Origin of the sequence: Streptomyces sp. NPDC057136, from assembly GCF_042670885.1 — a bacterium.
GTDB lineage: Bacteria > Actinomycetota > Actinomycetes > Streptomycetales > Streptomycetaceae > Streptomyces.
The window spans coordinates 49,807-69,714 of sequence record NZ_JBHUUV010000021.1; the positions used below are offsets into that span (position 1 = coordinate 49,807).

Genomic DNA, 19,908 nt, shown 5'->3' on the forward strand with positions numbered 1-19,908 from the left:
CTTTGCCAGTTACTCAGTCGACGACCGGCGGCACGATGCGCCGACCGTTCTGCTGCCAGGTCTCCTCGTCCTCCGTGAGGTAGTCCGGCCTCTCACCGCTCGCTTCACGGCGCGAGTCTCCCGGGCGCTGGGGGGTGAAGGCTCCCCCACGCCCCACCGGACCTGCACCACGAGCGCCCTGTGCCGAGCCCCCGCCCCTGACCAGGCCACTGCCCCCCGGCGTGAACGGACGACCGCTGCTGGTCCCTTGCTGCTGCGGACGACCGCCCACGATTCCGCCGGTCTCACCCGCCAGGCGGCGGCCACCCGCCATGCCGTTCTGGCCACCGGTGGGGCCGCCCATGCCCGGGCCGTGCCCCATGGGCGCACGGCCACCATGGGTCCCCTCGCCACCGATCACGGTGCCACGGGGGAGTCCGACCATCGGCTTGCCCGACGACTGCGGGACCTGGCGGCCACCGACGATTCCGGTCTGACCCGACGGTCGTCCGATGGGCCCGGGGCCGGAAGTTGCGGGGGGCATGGGCAGGCGCGAGGTGCCTGTCGGCTTTCCTCCGCCGCTCACCGTGGGCGGCAGACCCGGGCCACGCGCGACAACGGGAGGGGCGCCACCGATCACCGGCGGCAAGCCGCCGTCCGCCTTTCCTCCGCCCGGCATGCTCGGCGGAGTCGCCGAAGGAACGGTCGGAGCGTCCGGCAGCGTGGCTACGCTGTCGATCTCCATGTCCACGGGACGCAGCGCGGCAGTGCCTGAGGACGAGGGCGCCTGTGCCATTCCGGGAATCGCCGTTGCGCCACCTGCCGATTCAGGTTCTCGCGCGTACGCCGTTACGCCACCCGCAACACCGCCGGTGGTTCCGCCCGTCGCTCCTCCTGCACGGGCGTAGCCCCCACCACCTTCGTGCTCGGATTGATCCCGGTCCGGCACGAATGCTTCCGGCGGCGGCGGGAACTTCGGCACGTCCATGCCCGTGATCCGGTCGTTCGACAGCTCGTATGCCTCCGCGAGCTTCTTCATCTCCCGGGCCGCCTCTTGGCGGTTCGCCTCTTTCTCGGCGATCAGCGTCTCCGCCGACGTCCGCGCCACCGCCGAAGCATCCGGGTCGTTCCTCGCCGCGAGCGCCGCGTCCAGGTTCGCCTGTGCGCCGGCGTGCGTGCGTGGAATCGCCACCTGGGCCAGGGCGATCGCATCGGACGCCTCGGCCAGCCGCTTCGACGCACCCTCGCTGTACTCGCCCAGGCGCAACGTCGCGTTGGCCAGGTCCGCGGTCCAGGTGCGGAACGCGTTCGCGCCCTCGCCCTTCCACTCCACCATCTGCGGACGGATCTTCAAGTCCTCCGCGATCTTCTTGATTTCCGTGGCCGCACTCAACAAGCGGTCCGCCGCGCCCTGCACAGCCCCGCTGTTGGCCTGGTCGAGCCACCTGAGCATCCGCTCGTGCGGCATGTCCTCGAACGATGTCCTCTTAGAAGGCATCCCGTTCCCCCGTCCCTACCTCTGCCCGTACCCGTACCGCGCCACTGACCGTCGCCATCAGAAGTCCGAGGAGCTTGCCTTCGGCGTCGGCTTCGAGGCCGGCGGCGCGGCGCTCTGCCCGGCCGGTGGCTCCGGGACGTACTCGCCGCCGTAATGCTCCTTCGTGCTGCCGCTGATCGCGCGCATGCGCTCGCGGATGTCCTCGTCGAGGTTCTCGTAACCCTTATGGGACGCGAGGACCGCGATGCCCATGCCCTCCATCGAGTCCGAGAGCATCTTCGAGAGGTTTTCCAGCTCCGTGATGACCGTCTTGTACGATTCGTGCAGTCCGTGTGCCTCGGCCCATTCCGGGTCGCCGAACTCGGTGGGTGCGACGCGGTCTTCGCCCACCTTCCTCGAGTCGGCCGGTGATGCCTTGAGGTCCTGGATGAGCTCATCGATGCGGTCTCGGAACTTCGTGAACGACTGGAGCTCCGTGACCAGGTCGCCCACGGTGTCCTGTACCGCATCGATGATCCCGCCGAACGGCCATCCAAGAGCCGGTCCCGCCCCTGACCCTGCGTCGCTCGCCACAGTGCCCTCCCCCGTTTACAACTCGCTAAAGCTTTGGGGATCACTGTAGTCAGCATCAGTGACAGCTCGCACCCCTGGGTTGCACGTGCAACGCGAATCACACCGTCATGCGCCGGTCACGCCTTGGGCGTTGCCACCGCCGCCTGCGGGCGGATCGGGAGGCGGTTGACCGGGCGGCCGGTCGCCGAGCGGACCGCCGACGCGACGGCCGCGGGGGACGTCACCACCGGGACGGCGGAGGCGGCCTTGGCGCCGAAGGGGGCCACCACGTCGCGTTCCTCGACGAGTTTGACGATGCGAATGTCCGGTGCGTCCAGGGACGTCGGAAGCGCGTACCCGGTCAGGTCGGGGTGTCGGATCAGGCCACGGGCGGTACGGAGGTTCTCCGTGAGGGCCGCGCCGATGCCCTGGGTGATCCCCGCCTCTATGCGGACGGCCAGTTGGGCGGGGTTCAGGACGCGGCCCACGTCCTGGGCGACAGCCATCTCGACGACCCGGATCGAACCGAGCTCGATGTCGACGTCCACCACCGCGCGGATCGCGCAGAAGGCGAAGCCGACGAACGCGTCGCCCTGGCCGGACTCGTCGAGAGGTTCGGTCGGGTGGGGGCGGCACTGGGCCGTGGCCCAGAGTTCCTTGCCGTCCATGGCCTCCGTGACCGTCGTGGACAGCACCCCGTCGTACGAGGTGATCTTGCCGTCGGTGATCTGGAGGAGCTCCGTGGACATGCCGAACTGGTGGGCCAGCGGCTGGAGGAGCTGGGTGCGCACCATCTTGGCGGCCCGCTCCACCGCCCCGCCGGAGACCCAGGTGTGGCGGCCGTGCGTCGCCGGACCCGCCGGGGGCTGGTCCGTGTCGACCGCGGCCACGTGGACCTCTTCGATGCCCAGGGTCTCCTGCACGATCTGCCGGGCGAGGGTCGAAAAGCCCTGGCCGGTTTCGACCGCTGCGCAGATGACCGTGGCGATGCCGTCGTGGACCCGGACCGTGGCCGTGGAGACCTCGTCCGTGCCCTCCGCGCCGAGCATGTGGACCATGCCCAGCGCGTACCCGACCCCGCGCCGGACGGCACCGGGCTCGCCCGCGCCCTCCGGGCCGCCGGGCAGCAGCCAGTCGTCCTCCGAGGTGTCCTTCGGCAGGGCGGGGAGGGGGAAGTCGCGTACCGCTCGGAGGAGTTCCGCTACCGGTGCCGGGCAGGTGACCGTCTGGCTGGTCGGGAGAATGTCGCCGGTGGACAGCACGTTACGGAGGCGGAGCTCGGCCGGGTCGATGCCCAGCCTGGCCGCCAGTTTGTCCATCTGGCCCTCGTAGGCCGCGCAGACCTGCATCGCGCCCTCGCCTCGCACATGGCCGGAGGGCGGGTTGTTCGTACGGACCGCCCAGCCCTCGATGAAGGCGTGCGGTACGACGTACGGGCCGCAGGCGAAGGCCACCGCGGCGGCGAGCGATTCGGAGGAGGAGTCGGCGTACGCGCCCGCGTCCAGCAGGATCTGGGCCTCGACCTTGACCAGCCGGCCCTCGGCGTCCGCGTGGTGGCGGTAGCGCAGGAGGGTCGGGTGGCGGTGGGCGTGGCCGAGGAAGGACTCCTCGCGGGTGGCGGCCAGTTTGACGGGGCAGCCGGTGCGCAGGGCGAGCAGGCCCAACGGGATCTGGAAGCCGGGGTCCTCGCGGTCGCCGGTCGCGCCGGGGACACCGGTGACGACGATCTTCACCCGGTCCGCCTCCAGGCCGAAGCAGGCGGCGGCCAGGTCGCGGTCGGTGTGCGGGTCGGTGGAGGCCGTGTAGATCTCCACGCCGCCGTCGGGACGGGGCACGGCGAGACCGGCCTCGGCGCCGATCGGGGCGGGGTCCTGACGGCCGATGCGGTACAGGCCCTCGACGACGATCTCGCCCTCGGCCTCCGGGTCGCCGTAACGCAGCGGGATGTGGCGGATGAGGTTGCCGTCGGGGTGCAGGGGTTCGGCGGCGAACGCCTTCTCCGGGTCGGTGACCGGTTCCAGGACCTCGTACTCGACGGCGATGGCCGCGGCGGCGAGGCGTGCCGTGTCCGGGTGGTCCGCGGCGACGGCGGCGATGGGCTCGCCGTGGTGGCGTACCAGCTCGGAGGCGAAGACGGGGCGGTCGACGACCTGGCGGCCGTAGGCGCCGTCCCCGGGGATGTCCTCGTGGGTGACGACCGCGCGTACCCCCGGCATCTCGGTTGCTGCCGAGGTGTCGATGGACAGGATGCGGGCGTGCGGGTGCGGGGAGCGGAGCACGGCCGCCCACAGCAGGCCCTCGGCCCAGAGGTCGGCCGCGTACGGGAAGGTGCCCTCGGTCTTCGCCCGGGCGTCGGCGGGCGGGAGCGACGCGCCCAGGCCGAGCGCGGGCGGCTCCTGGTCCGGGCCGGAGCCGGGACCCGTGGTGTCCGGGAACGTGGTGCGGGTGGCGCTGGTCGCGTTGGCCGCGGTGGCTGCGTCGCTCACAGGTCGCCTCCTCCCTCGTGCGGCTGAGGCTGGACACTACCGGCGCCCGGGGACGCCTGGCGCGGGATGCGGACTTCGTCGGCCGGCTCGGACGCGGCTGCTTCCGCGTGCGCCTCGCGGCCCGCGATGACCTCGCCCACCGCGTCGAGCACGCCGCGGTAGCCGGAGCAACGGCAGAGGTTGCCGCACAGGGCCTGGCGCGTCTCCAGTTCGGAGGGCGCGTGGTTGCCCTCCAGGAGGTCGTGGATGGTCATGGCCATTCCGGGGATGCAGAAGCCGCACTGGACGGCCCCGCACGTGGCCAGGGCCCGCTGCACGTCGGACGGCTCGCCGTCGACCGCGAGTCCCTCGACCGTACGGACCTCGCTGCCCGCGGCCGTGGCCGCGGGGACCAGGCAGGAGGCGACGAGACGCCCGTCGACCTGGACGTTGCAGGCACCGCATTCGCCCTGCGAGCAGCCGTCCTTGGCACCGGCGAGGCCGAGGCGCTCGCGCAGCACGTAGAGGAGGGATTCACCGATCCAGGCGTCGCTGACGGGGCGGTCGGCGCCGTTCACATGCAGGACGTACGAGGCGGAGGGGTGCTCGCTCGGGGCGCCGGTGACGGGGGTGGCAGCGGCTTCGGGGCCCTGGTCGGGCTCGGGTGCGAGGTCTGTGGCCTCCGCGGCTTCCGTGACCTCGGTGGCGGGGGCCTCGGGCGGCTCCACGTCCGACGGGGCCTCCGGGAGCTCCGCCGCCTCCTCGGGTGCTTCGTCGGCGGCCGTGAGCGCGGCTTCGGCCTCCTCCGGCTGCTGCGTCGCCCACGGTGCGGGCGCACCGCCCGGCAGCGTGGCAGGGGCCGTCCCCGCGTACCACTGCGAGGCCAGGACCGAGGCGGCGAACTCGCCGGACTCCTCCGGGAGGTCGCCGTCGGCGACCGGGATCGTCCACTGGCCGGTGTGACCGATCGCCCCGGGGCCACCGGTGGGCTCGGCCGCTGCGGTCGTCACCTCGGTGAAGTCCCACTGGGCCGTCGTGGACGACGTGACCGGGTACTCCCGGTGCTCCTGCTGCTGGTTCGGGTCCGGCCAGTGCACCGAGGAGGGCGCGAGGGGCTCGCCGCCCGTCGGCGCCTCCGGTGCCTGCGGGTTCGGCGTCTGTGCGTTCTGCGGGTTCTGCGTCTGTGGGTTCGGCGTCTGTGGGTTCGGCGTCTGCACGACCCAGCTGCCCGTTGCCGCCGGGTCCAGGCCGGCGGCCGGTGCCAGCGGCAGGATCATCGGCGGCACGTATCCGTGGCCGGGGGCGGCCAGCGGGAGATTGGCCAGGTCCTCCGGGGGCAGGTGGACGAAAGCCGTCGCCTCGGCGTCGTACTCGCCGCTCTGCGGAGTCGGCTGCCAGCCGCCGTACTGCTGTCCGTACGGGTCGTGCTGCCCCTGCTGCTCGGTGGGGTCCTCGTTGCTCACGACAGTGCCCTCCCGAGCGCGCGTCGGGCCAGCGCGGCGACGGTGCGGCGCAGATGTTGTACGGCCGGGGGCAGGGGTGGTGCCTCTCCCCCGTCGGCCGGCGGGGTCTGGTCCGGAATGCAGGCCGCGGCGACGTACTCGCCGAAGGCGGCCAGCGCGTCGGGGGTCAGGCCGCGTTCGCCGTCCCAGTCGATCAGCGAGGCGATCCAGCGTTCGGCCTCCAGGGGCCGCAGCGGCATCGGTGCGACGGCGCCGACCGCGCAGCGCACTCCGCGCCGGGCCGGGTCCAGGACGATCGCCACGGACGCGGTCGCACGGCCGGGGCCGGTACGTCCCGTGGCCTTCAGGAAGACCTGTGGGGCGTGGAGCAGCGGTACGCGGACGAAGCCGATCAGTTCGGCGGGCGAGAGCATCTCGCGGCCTGCCAGCAGGTGCGAGACCGGGATCTCGCGGCGCGCCCCACCGGGGCCCGCGACGACCAGTTCGGCCTCCAGGGCGGCCAGCACCGGCAGGGTGTCGCCGGTCGGGGCTGCGCTGGCGATGTTGCCACCGAGCGTCCCGGCGTTACGGATCTGGGGCGGGCCCGCGGCGCGCGCGGACGCGGCGAGCGCGGGGATGAGGGCGGCGAAGTCGGGCCGTCCCATGCGTGCGTGGGTGAGGCCTGCGCCGAGCAGCGCGTGACCGTCCTGGTAGTGCCAGCCGCGCAGCTCGCTGATCCGTCCGAGGCCGACGAGGCCCGAGGGGCGCAGCAGCCCCTTGTTGACGGCCGACATCAGGTCCGTGCCACCTGCCACAGGAACGGCGGCGGGCATGGCGCCGAGTGCCGCCACGGCCTCGTCGAGCGAGGCCGGCAGCGTCACCGACTGCATCGCCTGCGGTGCGTGAGTGGTCAACCCAGCTGCCCCTTTCCGGTCTCCCGGCTGTCCCGCCTGTTCCGCCGTACGGTACGTGCTCACAGCCCGGACGTGGCAACTCTGGCACATCTTCCGACCGGCCCGACGCGAGGGTCCACGAAGGGGGTTTCCGCCCCTGACCAGGAGGATGATCCTGATTCGCACCTCTTCGGTGCAGAGTGTGAATTGCCACTCTTCAGCGCGTCTCGTACGACTTATTACGTTCGTGCAGGACGGGCTCGGGACGGGCTCGGGACGGGCTCGGGACGGGCTCACGGAGCCCCTCGTGGCCCGCCCCGACGTCGGTGGTGCCTACACGTTCGGGGGCGTTCCCTCGATCGGGCGTCCGAGGACACCGGGGCGCAGCTGCGAGAGCAACGGGCCGCCCGGCGGCCGGTAGTCGACGCCGAGGGCGTCGAGCCGGGCGTAGTGCGTGGTCATCCGGCTTTCGAACCCGGCGAAGTCCCGTTCGGCGGGGGCCGGGAGCCGGGACCAGGCGACCTCGGCGAAGGCGGCGAGCCGGGGGAAGACCTGGTAGTCGACGCGGGCCCGGTTCTGCATGACCTCGGTCCACACATTGGCCTGGGTGCCCAGGATGTGACGGGCCGCCGCTTCGGAGAGGCCCGGCGGTACGGGTTCGAAGCGGTAGACGTCCTCCAGGGTCCGTACGTATCCGATGGGCATCGGCTCGTCGGGGCCGCCGTCCTGACGGTGGTCCAGATACACCTGCTGCTCGGGGCACATCACGACGTCGTGGCCGGCCTCGGCGGCGGCGATGCCACCCGCGTAACCGCGCCACGAGGACACGGCGGCGCCGTCCGCGAGGCCACCCTCCAGGATCTCGTCCCAGCCGATGAGTCGCCGTCCGCGCGCGGCGAGCCAGGTGTCGAAGTGGCGGATGAACCAGGACTGGAGCTCGTCCTCGTCGGCCAGGCCGAGTTCGGCGATCCGCGCCTGGGCCGTCGCGGACTCCTTCCACTGGTCCTTGGGGCACTCGTCGCCGCCGACGTGGATGAACGGCGAGGTGTCCGCCGGGAAGAGGTCGAGGAGCTCCTCGAAGACGCCCTCGAAGAAGCGCAGGGTGGTGTCGGTGGGGGCGAGTACGTTCGGGTTGACGCCCCAGTTGTCCCAGACGGAGAGGGTGGTCGTGTCGACGACGTCGGTGTTGCCGAGTTCGGGGTACGCGCTGATGGCGGCCTGCGAGTGGCCCGGGATGTCGATCTCCGGGACGACCCGGATATGCCGCGCGGCGGCGTACGCCACGATTTCGCGGATGTCGTCCTGGGTGTAGAAGCCGCCGTGCGGGGTCTCGTCCCACAGATCGGAGGCCCGGTGGCCGTACTTGGTGCGGTCCCGCCAGGCACCGACCTCGGTGAGCCGGGGGTACCGCTTGATCTCGACGCGCCAGCCCTGGTCGTCGGTCAGGTGGAAGTGGAAGACGTTCAGCTTGTGGGCGGCGAGGAGGTCCAGGTAGCGCAGGACGTCGTCCTTGGGCAGGAAGTGCCGGGCGACATCGAGCATGAGGCCGCGCCAGGGGAAGCGGGGGCTGTCCTCGATGTTCGTGAAGGGGATGACGGACTTGCTGTCGGGGCCGACGGGCGCGCTTCGGAAGGCGTCGGGCCCCAGGAGCTGACGGAGGGTCTGCGCTCCCCAGAAGACGCCTGCCGGGCTGCCGCCGGTGATCATGACGCCCAGGTCGTGCGTGGTGCACAACTGGTAGCCCTCGGGCTCCAGCGCGGGGTCGAGACGCAACTGGATGGCGTGCCCGGCCCCCTCGCTGCCCGGCGCGAGCGGCAGGCCGAACGCGGCTCCGAGGGTGGAGCGCAGCCACCGCTCGGTGGTCTCGGTGCCGGCCTGTGCCGTGATGGTGGTGGACCGGTCCAGGAGGAACGCGCACCGGCCCTGGTCGTCGGTGCGCACGGGCGCGGGAATGAGATTGTCCACGTCAGTCCTTAACTGCTCCGCCCAGTCCCGAGACCAGGCGTCGCTGTACGAGTACGAAGAAGACCAGCACGGGAATGGTCATCACCGTCGAGGCTGCCATGATCCCTCCCCAGTCGTTCTCGTCCGGTTTGAAGAAGACCAGCAGCGCCATGGGAAGCGTCGACTGGGAGGTGTCGCTGATGAGGAACGACTTGGCGAACAGGAAGTCGTTCCAGGTCGAGATGAACGAGAAGACGCTGGTCGCCACGAGGCCCGGGAAGACCAGCGGGAAGAGGATCTGCCACAGGAAGCGGGTGCGGCTCGCGCCGTCGATGTAGGCGGCCTCCTCCAGGGCCTCCGGGACGGCCTTCACGAAGCCGCGGAGCATCCAGATCGCGAACGGCAGCGAGAAGGCGAGGTGCGGCAGGATCAGCGAGCCCAGCGTGTTCAGCTGCCCGAAGTCCCGCATCAGGAAGAACAGCGGGATGGTCAGTGCCTCGACCGGCACCATCTGCGCGACCAGGAACATGATCAGCAGCGTCGTGCGGAACTTGAAGCGGAACCGGGTCACGGCCGTGGCCGCCAGGAAGGCGATCAGCGCGGAGGCGATGACGACCGTGCCCGCGACGAGCAGGCTGTTGAGGAAGTAGCGGCCGAAGTCCTGCTGTTCGAAGACCCGGCGGAACGAGTCGAGGGACGGGGACAGCGTCCAGGGGCGGGCCTCGGTGGACTGGATCTCGCCCGCCGGCTTGAACGCCGAGAGCACCATCCAGTAGAGCGGGAAGGCGACCGCGGCGGCAATGAGCAGGGCCGCCGCCTCGGCGGCCGGCCGGCCGGGCCTGCGGACACGGAATCGGGTGCTGAGCGTGCTCACAGTTCCTCCCCCTGGCGCCGTACCAGGCGCAGATAGACCAGGGTCACGGCCAGCAGGATCACCAGCATCACGACACCGATCGCCGAACCGAGGCTGTACTGCGAGGACGCGAACGCCTTCTGGTACGCGTACACGTTGAGCACCAGGTTCTGGCCGGCGATGCCGCCGCCGTTGGTCATGACGTAGATCTGGGTGAACACCTTGAAGTCCCAGATGATCGACTGGATGGTGACGACGACCAGGATCGGCCGGAGCATCGGAGCCATGACCGACCGCCAGATCCGCCACTGGGAGGCGCCGTCCAGCGAGGCCGCCTCCAGCACCTCGGTGGGGATCGCCCGGATGCCCGCGTAGACGGTCACCATCACGAACGGGAACGAGCACCAGAGCACTTCGAGGAGCACCAGGGCGAAGGCGCTGTAGCGCCCGTACGTCCACGAGAAGTCGCCGAGCCCCAGGACCCGGTTGACCGGTCCGAAGTCGGGGTCGAAGAGGAAGACCCAGACGGTGGACCCGGTGACGGCGGGGGTCGCCCAGGCGCCGAGCGCGGCCATCATGAGCGCGAGCCGGGGCAGGGCCCGGACGCGGGTCAGCAGGACGGCGAGCGCGCAGCCGGTCATGAGGGTGGCGAGCACGCAGACCGCGGCGAAGACCACGGTCGCGAGGAGCACCTGCCAGAACTGGCTGTCCCCGAAGAGGGTCGCGTAGTTGCCGAACCCCTGGAAGGTGGTCGGCTCCCCGCCGCTGACCTGGGCCTGCGTGTACTCCAGGAAGGAGATCAGGCCCAGTTGGTAGATCGGGTAGACGAGGAGCGCGCCGAGGAGGACGAGCGCGGGCAGGAGGTAGAGCCAGGGGGTCCAGCCGGGCTGCCGTGCGGGTGAGACGGAGCGGCGGCGCCGCGGCGGCCGCGGCTGTGCGCCGCCCGCCCCGGCCGTCCCGGCGGGGGCGGGGGCGGGGGCCTTGTACGTCGTACTGTTCGCGGTCATCGTCAGCCCGCGGCGGCGAACGCCGCGTCCATCTTCTTCGCCGCGTCGTCCGAGGCCTCTGCCACGTCCTTACGTCCGCTGACGATCTCCTGGAACATCGTCGGCAGGACGAGCGAGGCGTCGATCTGGCCCCAGCCCGGCGAGGCCGGGACGAACTTGGCGCCCGCGCCGAGGGTCTGGACGAACGGCGCGACGAAGGGCTCCTTCTTCGCGGCGTTGTCCCGTACGTCGGTGTAGGTCGGCAGGAAGCCCATCGCGTCGAAGAGTCTGGCCTGCGTCTGCTTGCCGGTCAGCGACTTCATCAGGTCCACCGCCAGGGTGCGGTGCGAACTGCTCTTGAGTACGCCGATGTTGTTGCCGCCCGCGAACGCCGGCGCGATCGAACCCGGCGCGACGCCGGGCAGCGGTACGACCGCGTACTTGCCCTTCACGGCGCCCGCCTCGACCGCGGTGTGGCTGAAGTCGCCGCCGATGGCCATGGCCGCCTTGCCCGAGGCGAAGGAGGTGATGGTCGCGTTGCCGCCCATGGAGGCGCACTTGGCGGCCGGGCAGTTGGCGTCCCCGAAGAGCGAGGTGTAGGTCTCGATGCCCTTGCGGGCCTTGTCGCTGTTGATGGCCGCCTTGTACGTACCACCGGTGTCGTTGGCCAGTTCGCCGCCGTTGGACCAGATGAACGGCATCGCGCCGTAGGTGTACGCGCCGCCGACCGCGAGGCCGTACAGGTCCGGATTCGCCTTGTGGACCTTCTTCGCGGTGGAGATCAGCTCGGCCTGGGACTTGGGGACCTCGATGCCCAGGTCCTCGAAGACGTCGGTGCGGTAGTACAGCGCCCGTACGCCGACGAAGAGCGGGGCCCCGTAGACCTTGCCGCCGACCGTCACGGACTGCTTGGCGATCGGGTCGGTGTCCTTGGCCTCGTCCCAGGCCGCGAACTCCTTGCTCACATCGGCGAGTCCGCCGTCCTTCACGTAGCCGGCCGTGTCGGTGTTGCCGTACTCGATGAGGTCCGGGGCGCTCTTCGGGTCGTTGAAGGCGGCCTTGATCCGCTGGGCGCGGGTGTCGACGGGGATGTACTCGATCTCGACCTTCGCGCCCTTGTGGCTCTTCTCGAAATCGGCGACGGCCGCGTCGACGACCTGCTCCTTGGGCTTGTTGCCGACCTCCTGGAACAGCCAGACGCGGAGCGTGCCGGACTTCTCGTCGCCCTTGGCGCTGGTGTCGGAGGTCTGCGGTGCGCAGGCGGTGGCGGTGAGGCCCGCCAGCACAAGCGCCGCAGCGGGGGCGGCAATTCGGGCAGAAAGATTCATCGGGGCCCCTACCGGTCAGTCGTTGCACCCTGTGCAACGCACGTTTCGTTCTGCACAACTGGCAGGAGAGTAGGTGCGCATCAGGGCGCCGACAAGTGGTCTCTACCACTCTGTGACCAGCGGGTGCAGCCCGTGCAACGCGCAGGGCCCCCGGGGCGCGCATTGCTGCGCGTCCCGGGGGCCCTGCCACAGGTCTTTCTGCGGTCTCTCTGCGGTCCTTCTACGACTGACTGCGGACCGGCGAGGACTACTTCTTGTCCTTGCCGCCCTTGCCCTTGTCCTTGTCGCCGCCGGCGCCCATGGACTCGTAGATCTCCTTGCACATGGGGCAGACCGGATACTTCTTGGGGTCGCGCCCCGGTACCCAGACCTTGCCGCACAGTGCCACCACGGGGGTGCCCTCCAGGGCACTCGCCATGATCTTGTCCTTCTGGACGTAATGGGCGTAGCGCTCGTGGTCGCCGTCGCCGTGCGACACCTGTGGGGTCGGCTCTACGAGGGTCCCCGTACCTGCCCCGCGCTCGGGCTCAAGAGTGCTCATAACCGCCAAGGGTACTGAAGGCCGCGCCGTACCGGAGCCGCCAGGTGCGCCGGGCCCCGCCGCCGGTTCGACGGCGGGCCGCGCGTCAGTTCGGCGAAGGGCCGCGCGTCAGTTCAGCGAGGGGTCGTCCGGATACGTCGCTATCATCGCGAGCTCGCTGCGCTGGCGTCGCAGGACCGCCCGCCAGAGGTTCTCCGGGCGGGGCGAGGACACATCGCCGGGCTCGGACTCGACGACGTACCAGGCGCCGTCGTTCAGCTCCGCCTCCAGCTGTCCCGGGCCCCAGCCCGCGTACCCGGCGAAGATCCGCAACGATCCGAGAGCCGCGGCCAACAGCTCCGGCGGGGTCTCCAGGTCCACCAGTCCGATCGCCCCGTGCACCCGGCGCCAGCCGAGGGGCCCGTCGTCGCCGGGGATCACCGCCACGCCCAGCGCGGAGTCGAGCGAGACGGGGCCGCCCTGGAAGACCACGTCCGGTTCACCGGTGAGCCCGGCCCAGGGCGCGAGGATGTCGCCGACGCCGACCGGGGTCGGGCGGTTCAGGACCACGCCGAGCGAGCCCTCCTCGTCGTGGTCGAGGAGCAGCACCACCGCGCGGTCGAAATTCGGGTCCGCCAGGGCGGGTGCGGCCACGAGCAGCCGCCCTGTGAGCGAGGACACCTCGGTCATGGCAGAAATGATCCCGCATCTTCGGCCTCCGCGGGCACCAAGTGGACCGGCCGGTCCTGGAGCGGCTACGAGTGCAGCTCAGGGGCGCACGGATGCACGGGGAGCGCACTGTTCTGCCCTCTTCCGGACGGTAACCCTCCGCCAGGAGTGTTGGGCAGAGCGTGTTGTGGCGGATTTATGACGTTCGTACACGCCCGTTCGCCTTACGGAAGGGGGGTAGGAGGCCATTACCCTTTTCGATGGCCCCCCGCCCGACCACTCCGGAACGCGAGATTCATGACCGGCACAGACGATGTCCTGCTTGTCCACGGCGGAACCCCGCTCGAGGGCGAGATCCGCGTCCGAGGCGCCAAGAACCTGGTGCCCAAGGCGATGGTCGCCGCGCTGCTCGGCAGCGGGCCCAGCCGGCTCCGCAACGTTCCCGACATCCGTGATGTACGGGTCGTCCGGGGGCTGCTGCAGCTGCACGGCGTGACCGTCCGCCCCGGTGACGAGCCGGGCGAACTGATCCTCGACCCCTCCCACGTCGAGAGCGCGAACGTCGCCGACATCGATGCCCACGCGGGCTCGTCGCGCATCCCGATCCTCTTCTGCGGCCCGCTGCTGCACCGCCTGGGCCACGCCTTCATTCCGGGGCTCGGCGGCTGCGACATCGGCGGCCGGCCCATCGACTTCCACTTCGAGGTGCTGCGCCAGTTCGGCGCGACGATCGAGAAGCGGGCGGACGGCCAGTACCTGGAGGCCCCGCAGCGACTGCGCGGCACGAAGATCCGGCTGCCGTACCCGTCGGTGGGCTCCACCGAGCAGGTGCTGCTGACGGCCGTGCTCGCCGAGGGTGTCACCGAACTGTCCAACGCGGCAGTGGAGCCGGAGATCGAGGACCTCATCTGCGTACTGCAGAAGATGGGCGCGATCATCTCGATGGACACCGACCGGACCATCCGGATCACGGGTGTCGACCGGCTCGACGGTTACACGCACCGGGCGATCCCGGACCGCCTGGAGGCCGCCTCCTGGGCGTCCGCGGCGCTGGCGACCGAGGGCAACATCTACGTGCGCGGCGCCCAGCAGCGCTCGATGATGACCTTCCTGAACACCTTCCGCCGGGTCGGCGGGGCCTTCGAGATCGACGACGAGGGCATCCGCTTCTGGCACCCGGGCGGCGCGCTGAACGCCATCGCCCTGGAGACGGACGTGCACCCCGGCTTCCAGACCGACTGGCAGCAGCCCCTGGTGGTGGCGCTGACGCAGGCCAGCGGCCTGTCCATCGTCCACGAGACGGTGTACGAGTCGCGGCTCGGCTTCACCTCGGCGCTCAACCAGATGGGCGCGCACATCCAGCTCTACCGCGAATGCCTGGGCGGCTCCGACTGCCGCTTCGGCCAGCGCAACTTCCTGCACTCGGCGGTCGTGTCCGGGCCCACGAAGCTCCAGGGCGCCGATCTGGTCATTCCCGACCTGCGCGGCGGCTTCTCGTACCTGATCGCGGCTCTGGCGGCGCAGGGCACCTCCCGGGTGCACGGCATCGACCTGATCAACCGCGGCTACGAGAACTTCATGGAGAAGCTCGAGAAGCTCGGCGCGAAGGTCGAGCTGCCGGGCGGAGCGCTCGTCTAGCAACGGCGCACAGCGGCACGCGACGGACGGCGGTGGCCCCTGGGAGGGGGCGGCCGCCGTTCGGCCGTGTGCGGGGGCTTCCAGGCCCGTATACGGCGAAGAGCGGCCACCCCGCACAGGGTGGCCGCTCCTCGTTTGCTGCTCAGGGACTTACTTGCCCTTGGCGGCTTCCTTGAGCTTCGAGCCCGCGGAGACCTTCACGCTGTAACCGGCGGGGATGTTGATCGGGTCGCCGGTCTGCGGGTTCCGAGCGGTGCGAGCGGCACGGTGGGTGCGCTCGAAGGTCAGGAAGCCGGGGATGGTGACCTTCTCGTCGCCCTTGGCGACGATCTCTCCGACGGTCTCGGCGAGCGCGGCCAGCACGGCGTCGGCGTCCTTGCGAGTCACCTCGGCGCGGTCGGCCAGGGCGGCCACCAGCTCACTGCGGTTCATGTTTGTACTCCCGTGTTCTTCTTGCCTGTGAGGCGTGAGATCGAAGCCGATGCTGCCAGGGCCCTCTGACAGTCCCCGGACCCGGGTCTGATGTCAGACCCTCTCGCCCGAATACGCATCCTGCCCCCACCAGCGGCGGGAAAGCCAATCCGGAACCCTCCGGAGTCACACGAAAAGCGCCACGGCTTGCCCGTGGTGACGTTCCGTCGACTCCCTGAAGCGGTCCGCAGCGGATGCCGGGCCCTGCGGGGCCCGCTGCCCGCCACCCTAAAGGGGCGTTTGGGACGCCGCGACCCGCGACGCGCCGTACGGCGGCCGCGGGTGAGGCAGGACACCCTCCGCGCAAGCCGTGGCCGGCCGACGCGGAGGGCATTCCTCAGAGGAGGTCCGAGGTGCTCTCGGCGGCGGCCCCTGCGGCCTTCGCGGCGGCGCGGACCGCACCTGCGACGGCTCCCGCGACCTTGTCGTTGAAGACCGAGGGGATGATGTAGTTCGCGTTCAGCTCGTCCTCGGCGACGACGTCCGCGAGGGCACCCGCCGCTGCGAGCATCATCTCCGTGTTGACGGTGCGGGACTGAGCGTCCAGCAGGCCGCGGAAGACACCCGGGAAGACCAGCACGTTGTTGATCTGGTTCGGGAAGTCCGAGCGGCCGGTGGCGACAACTGCTGCCGTCTGGCGGGCGATTGCGGGCTCGACCTCGGGGTCCGGGTTCGCGAGCGCGAACACGATCGCACCGTCCGCCATGGCGGCCACGTCGTCGCCGTTCAGGACGTTGGGGGCGGAGACACCGATGAAGACGTCCGCGCCGACGACGGCCTCCTTGAGGGTGCCGGTGACGCCCTCCGGGTTGGTGTTGTCCGCGATCCAGCGCAGCGGCGAATCGGGGTCGGCGGAGACCAGGTCCTCGCGGCCCGCGTGCACCACGCCGTGGATGTCGGCGACGACGGCGTGCTTGACGCCCGCGGCGATGAGCAGCTTCAGAATGGCCGTTCCGGCCGCTCCCGCGCCGGACATGACGACGCGTACGTCCCCGGTTCCCTTGCCCACCACGCGCAGGGCGTTGGTCAGGGCGGCCAGGACGACGATGGCGGTGCCGTGCTGGTCGTCGTGGAAGACGGGGATGTCCAGGGCCTCGCGCAGCCGTGCCTCGATCTCGAAGCAGCGGGGTGCGGAGATGTCTTCCAGGTTGATTCCGGCGAAGCCCGGAGCGATCGCCTTGACGATCGCGACGATCTCGTCGGAGTCCTGGGTGTCCAGGCAGATCGGCCAGGCGTCGATGCCGGCGAAGCGCTTGAACAGGGCCGCCTTGCCCTCCATCACGGGGAGCGCGGCCATCGGGCCGATGTTGCCGAGACCGAGCACCGCGGAGCCGTCCGTCACAACTGCGACGGAGTTGCGCTTGATGGTGAGGCGGCGTGCGTCCTCGGGATTCTCGGCGATCGCCATGCACACGCGGGCGACACCCGGGGTGTAGATCATCGAGAGGTCGTCACGGTTGCGGATGGGGTGCTTCGACGCCATCTCGATCTTGCCGCCGAGGTGCATCAGGAACGTACGGTCGGAGACCTTGCCCAGCACCACACCCACGATGTTGCGCAGACCCTCGACGATCTCGTCCGCGTGCGAGGTGGAGGAAGCCGCGATGGTGACATCGATCCGCAGCTTCTCGTGGCCGGAAGCGGTCACATCGAGGCCGGTGACCGAACCGCCGTGCGACTCCACGGCCGTGGTGAGCTGGGAGACCGCTGTGCCGCTCGCGGGCACCTCCAGCCTCACCGTCATCGAGTACGAGACGCTGGGCGCCGTTGCCATGGCCGAGTCCTTCGCTTTCCCTTAGCTTCATTGCCGCGTGTCCGGGGCACTCGCCGCGGTCACGCCTCCCGATCGTCGCACCTACCGGCCGGTAGCCGGTAATGACTGCCACAGTTCGGAAAGTAGTTTCCACCATACGAGAAGTAGACCCTTTGGTGGAACCCCAGCCGATCGTGAACCTTCCCGGAACGAAAACAGACCCACGCCACCGGAAGGTGACGCGGGCCTGTCTTCTTCACTTAAGTGGCACCGACCCGCCATGCTCGCCTCGCGGCAAGTGGTCGCTCGAAGCGACGAAGGTTGGGCCCGGGGGCTTGGATCGAGCCGGTGCCAACACCAGGCTAACAAAGACCCCCGGGAAGTGATTCCCGCAGCGCAGGTTGACCGGAAATCAGCCACTCGGCCCCTCTCCGGCCAGCCCCGGCCCCCCTCGCCCGCTCAGTCCCTCAGCAGGTCCGGCACCCCGTCCTCGTCGGGCATGTCACGCTCCCCCGAGACCACCGTGAGCTGCTGCGTGGCACGGGTCAGCGCCACGTACAGCACCCGCAGGCCGGCCGGTGACTCGTCCGCGATCTCCGCGGGCGAGACGACGACCGTGGCGTCGTACTCCAGCCCCTTCGCCTCCAGGCTGCCGAGCGCCACCACGCGCTCCCCGAGCTCCGCGAGCCACTCGCGTGCCTGCGCGCGACGGTTCATGGCGACGACCACGCCGATCGTGCCGTCCACCTCGGAGAGCAGCCTGCGCGCCTCCTCACGGACCGTGGCGGCCAGGTCCCGGTCCCGTACCGGCTCGAAGCGGGGCTCCACGCCGGTCGAGCGGACCGCCGCAGGGGACTCCATGCCCGGCATCGCGAGAGCGAGCACCTTCGCCGCGAGCTCCGCGATCTCCGCCGGGTTGCGGTAGTTGACGGTGAGTGTGAAACGGCGGCGGGGGCGGCTGCCGAGCGCCTCGTCACGCGCCGCCGCCGCCTCGTCCGGGTCGGACCAGGAGGACTGCGCGGGGTCGCCGACGATCGTCCAGGTGGCGTGCCGGCCCCGGCGGCCGACCATCCGCCACTGCATGGGCGTCAGGTCCTGCGCCTCGTCGACGATGACGTGGGCGTACTCGGTACGCTCCGCCGCCAGCCGCTCGGCCCGCTCCCACTGGGTCTCCTCGCGCTGCGGCATCAGCTCCTCGAGACCGGTGAGATGTTCCAGCGGGTCGTACTCGCGCTTGCGCCTGGGCCGGTGCGGGGTGCCGATCAGGGTCTGCAACTCGTCGAGGATCGCCACGTCGTGGACCGAGAGCGGGCCCCGGCCCTCGCTGTCGAGCCGCTTGAAGGAGCGGGCCAGCCGTCGCACCTCCCCCTGGTTGAGGATGCGGCGGGCCCACCGGCCGAGCCGCCTCTCGTCGGCCATCGTGGCGAGCACCCTGCGGGGGGTGAGCTCGGGCCACCAGTCGTTGAGGAAGGTGAGGAACGGCGTCTCGGTGGAGACGTCCTCGTCGAAGGAGGACCGCAGTTCGGCGACGAGCTCGGGGTCGGTGTAGCGGCCCCGGCCCGACGACTTGGTCCACAGGGCGTCCAGCAGCAGCTTGCGGGCGCGCGGGCGCAGCAGGTTGACGGGCGCCGTGCCGCTGAGCACGTTGTTCCGGATGCGCTGGAGCTCGTCGGCGTTCAGCTCGACGCGGGCACCGAAGGCGACCACCCGGAGCCGGGTGGGCGTACCGGCGGGCTGCGCCTGCTCCGGCGTCTCGTCCCCGAACGACAACTGGCCGTCCTGGGACGCCTGCTGCGCCCTGGGCTGCTCCAGTGCCCCGCGTGCCGCCTTGCGCAGCACATGGAGCATCCGGGACGAGCCCTTGATGCGGGCAACGGCCGGTTCGTCGTAGGTGGTGGCGCCCTCGACGCCCGCCGCCTCGTCGGAGAGCGAGCCGACCGCGCGGATCGCGACCTGGCCCTCCTCGCCGAGCGAGGGCAGCACGCCCTCGGTGTAGGCGACGAGGAGCGGGGTCGGCGAGACCACCAGGATGCCGCCCGCGTACCGGCGCCGGTCCTGGTAGAGCAGATACGCGGCCCGGTGCAGGGCCACCGCGGTCTTGCCGGTGCCGGGGCCTCCGGAGACCTCCGTGACGGAGGCGGCGGGGGCCCGGATCACCATGTCCTGCTCGGCCTGGATGGACGAGACGATGTCCCGCATGGTGTGGCTGCGGGCCTGGCCGAGTGCCGCCATCAGCGCACCGTCGCCGATGACGGGCAGCGAGTCGCCGCCCAGGCGGGCGGTGAGCTCCGGGCGCATCAGGTCGTCCTCGACCCCGAGGACCTTGCGGCCCTTGGAGCGGATGACCCGCCGGCGTACGACCCTGCCGGGTTCCTTCGGCGTCGACCGGTAGAACGGCGCGGCGGCCGGGGCCCGCCAGTCGATCACCAGCGGCGCGTAGTCGGAGTCGAGGACTCCGATGCGGCCGATGTGGAGCGTCTCCGCGATGTCCGCGGTGTTGTCCGGGCGTACGGCGTCGTCGGCGGGCTCGACGGAGGTGAACGCGCCGTCCGGGCCGCGCTCACCGTCCTTGCCGAGCAGCAGATCGATCCGGCCGAAGAGGAAGTCCTCGAACTCGTTGTTCAGCCGATTGAGGTGTACCCCGGCCCGGAAGACCTGGGCGTCGCGCTCGGCGAGCGCCCCGGGCGTGCCGACCTGGCCTCTTTTCACGGCGTCGTGCATGAGAAATTCCGCCTCGTCGATCTTCTCTTCGAGGCGGTGGTAAACCCGGTCCAGATGTTCTTGCTCGACACCGATTTCCCGGTCCCGCAACGAATCGACAGCGGCATCCTGCGCGGCCACCGGGGCCCCCTTCTGACGTGCATAGAGCAGCCGTCAACCGTACGCGAAAGGGGGCCCGCTCCGCACCTGTGACCAG

At 70.7% G+C, this 19,908-nt stretch carries 15 protein-coding genes; 1 reads left to right on the forward strand and 14 read right to left on the reverse strand.

Going from position 1 to position 19,908, the window contains the following annotated elements; translation table 11 throughout:
- Positions 1-13 precede the first annotated feature (13 nt).
- The 11 genes from ACFT7S_RS23930 to ACFT7S_RS23980 all read right to left on the reverse strand — a co-directional run bounded on the left by ACFT7S_RS23930 (position 14) and on the right by ACFT7S_RS23980 (position 13,150).
- A complete protein-coding gene (locus tag ACFT7S_RS23930) occupies positions 14-1,447 on the reverse strand; it encodes a hypothetical protein (RefSeq protein WP_382735125.1) in 1,434 nt (477 codons plus the stop codon).
- Positions 1,448-1,534: 87 nt separating this feature from the next.
- Entirely contained in the window at positions 1,535-2,050 is a 516-nt protein-coding gene (locus ACFT7S_RS23935) for a hypothetical protein (RefSeq protein ID WP_382735127.1), read from the reverse strand.
- A gap of 116 nt (positions 2,051-2,166) precedes the next feature.
- The gene (locus tag ACFT7S_RS23940; protein WP_382735129.1) at positions 2,167-4,515 is read right to left on the reverse strand and encodes a xanthine dehydrogenase family protein molybdopterin-binding subunit; all 2,349 of its coding nucleotides are present in this window, start codon (positions 4,513-4,515) and stop codon (positions 2,167-2,169) included.
- On the reverse strand, positions 4,512-5,957 hold the full coding sequence (locus tag ACFT7S_RS23945) for a 2Fe-2S iron-sulfur cluster-binding protein (RefSeq protein ID WP_382735131.1): 1,446 nt from the start codon (positions 5,955-5,957) through the stop codon (positions 4,512-4,514). Before ACFT7S_RS23945 ends, ACFT7S_RS23940 begins: the two co-directional genes overlap by 4 nt.
- Entirely contained in the window at positions 5,954-6,850 is an 897-nt protein-coding gene (locus tag ACFT7S_RS23950; protein ID WP_382735133.1) for an FAD binding domain-containing protein, read from the reverse strand. The genes ACFT7S_RS23945 and ACFT7S_RS23950 overlap by 4 nt, the downstream gene beginning before the upstream one ends.
- Before the next feature lie 312 nt (positions 6,851-7,162).
- Positions 7,163-8,794, reverse strand: coding sequence for a beta-N-acetylhexosaminidase (locus tag ACFT7S_RS23955; RefSeq protein ID WP_382735135.1), 1,632 nt, complete (start codon positions 8,792-8,794; stop codon positions 7,163-7,165).
- A gap of 1 nt (position 8,795) precedes the next feature.
- Positions 8,796-9,647 carry a carbohydrate ABC transporter permease gene (locus ACFT7S_RS23960; RefSeq protein WP_382735137.1) on the reverse strand — a complete coding sequence of 284 codons (852 nt, stop codon included), beginning with the start codon at positions 9,645-9,647 and terminating at the stop codon, positions 8,796-8,798.
- Positions 9,644-10,633 carry a carbohydrate ABC transporter permease gene (locus tag ACFT7S_RS23965; RefSeq protein ID WP_382735139.1) on the reverse strand — a complete coding sequence of 330 codons (990 nt, stop codon included), beginning with the start codon at positions 10,631-10,633 and terminating at the stop codon, positions 9,644-9,646. Before ACFT7S_RS23965 ends, ACFT7S_RS23960 begins: the two co-directional genes overlap by 4 nt.
- Positions 10,634-10,635: 2 nt before the next feature.
- Positions 10,636-11,940, reverse strand: a complete 1,305-nt coding sequence (locus tag ACFT7S_RS23970) for an extracellular solute-binding protein (RefSeq protein WP_382735141.1) — start codon at positions 11,938-11,940, stop codon at positions 10,636-10,638.
- Positions 11,941-12,187: 247 nt separating this feature from the next.
- Positions 12,188-12,481, reverse strand: a complete 294-nt coding sequence (locus ACFT7S_RS23975) for a DUF3039 domain-containing protein (protein ID WP_351073516.1) — start codon at positions 12,479-12,481, stop codon at positions 12,188-12,190.
- Between the two features lie 108 nt (positions 12,482-12,589).
- Positions 12,590-13,150, reverse strand: coding sequence for a YqgE/AlgH family protein (locus ACFT7S_RS23980; RefSeq protein ID WP_382735143.1), 561 nt, complete (start codon positions 13,148-13,150; stop codon positions 12,590-12,592).
- A 276-nt stretch (positions 13,151-13,426) separates the two neighbouring features.
- On the opposite strand from ACFT7S_RS23980, the gene murA reads away from it, so the two are divergent.
- Positions 13,427-14,767: a UDP-N-acetylglucosamine 1-carboxyvinyltransferase gene (gene murA / locus ACFT7S_RS23985; RefSeq protein WP_173313469.1), complete on the forward strand. Its 1,341-nt coding sequence runs from the start codon at positions 13,427-13,429 to the stop codon at positions 14,765-14,767.
- 150 nt (positions 14,768-14,917) lie between these two features.
- On the opposite strand, the gene ACFT7S_RS23990 is transcribed toward murA, so the two are convergent.
- The 3 genes from ACFT7S_RS23990 to ACFT7S_RS24000 all read right to left on the reverse strand — a co-directional run bounded on the left by ACFT7S_RS23990 (position 14,918) and on the right by ACFT7S_RS24000 (position 19,832).
- Complete coding sequence (locus ACFT7S_RS23990; RefSeq protein WP_003968811.1) at positions 14,918-15,199, reverse strand: HU family DNA-binding protein; 282 nt, start codon at positions 15,197-15,199, stop codon at positions 14,918-14,920.
- 376 nt (positions 15,200-15,575) lie between these two features.
- Complete coding sequence (locus ACFT7S_RS23995) at positions 15,576-17,012, reverse strand: NAD-dependent malic enzyme (RefSeq protein WP_382735145.1); 1,437 nt, start codon at positions 17,010-17,012, stop codon at positions 15,576-15,578.
- A 438-nt stretch (positions 17,013-17,450) separates the two neighbouring features.
- Positions 17,451-19,832 carry a HelD family protein gene (locus tag ACFT7S_RS24000; protein WP_382735147.1) on the reverse strand — a complete coding sequence of 794 codons (2,382 nt, stop codon included), beginning with the start codon at positions 19,830-19,832 and terminating at the stop codon, positions 17,451-17,453.
- Positions 19,833-19,908 lie beyond the last annotated feature (76 nt).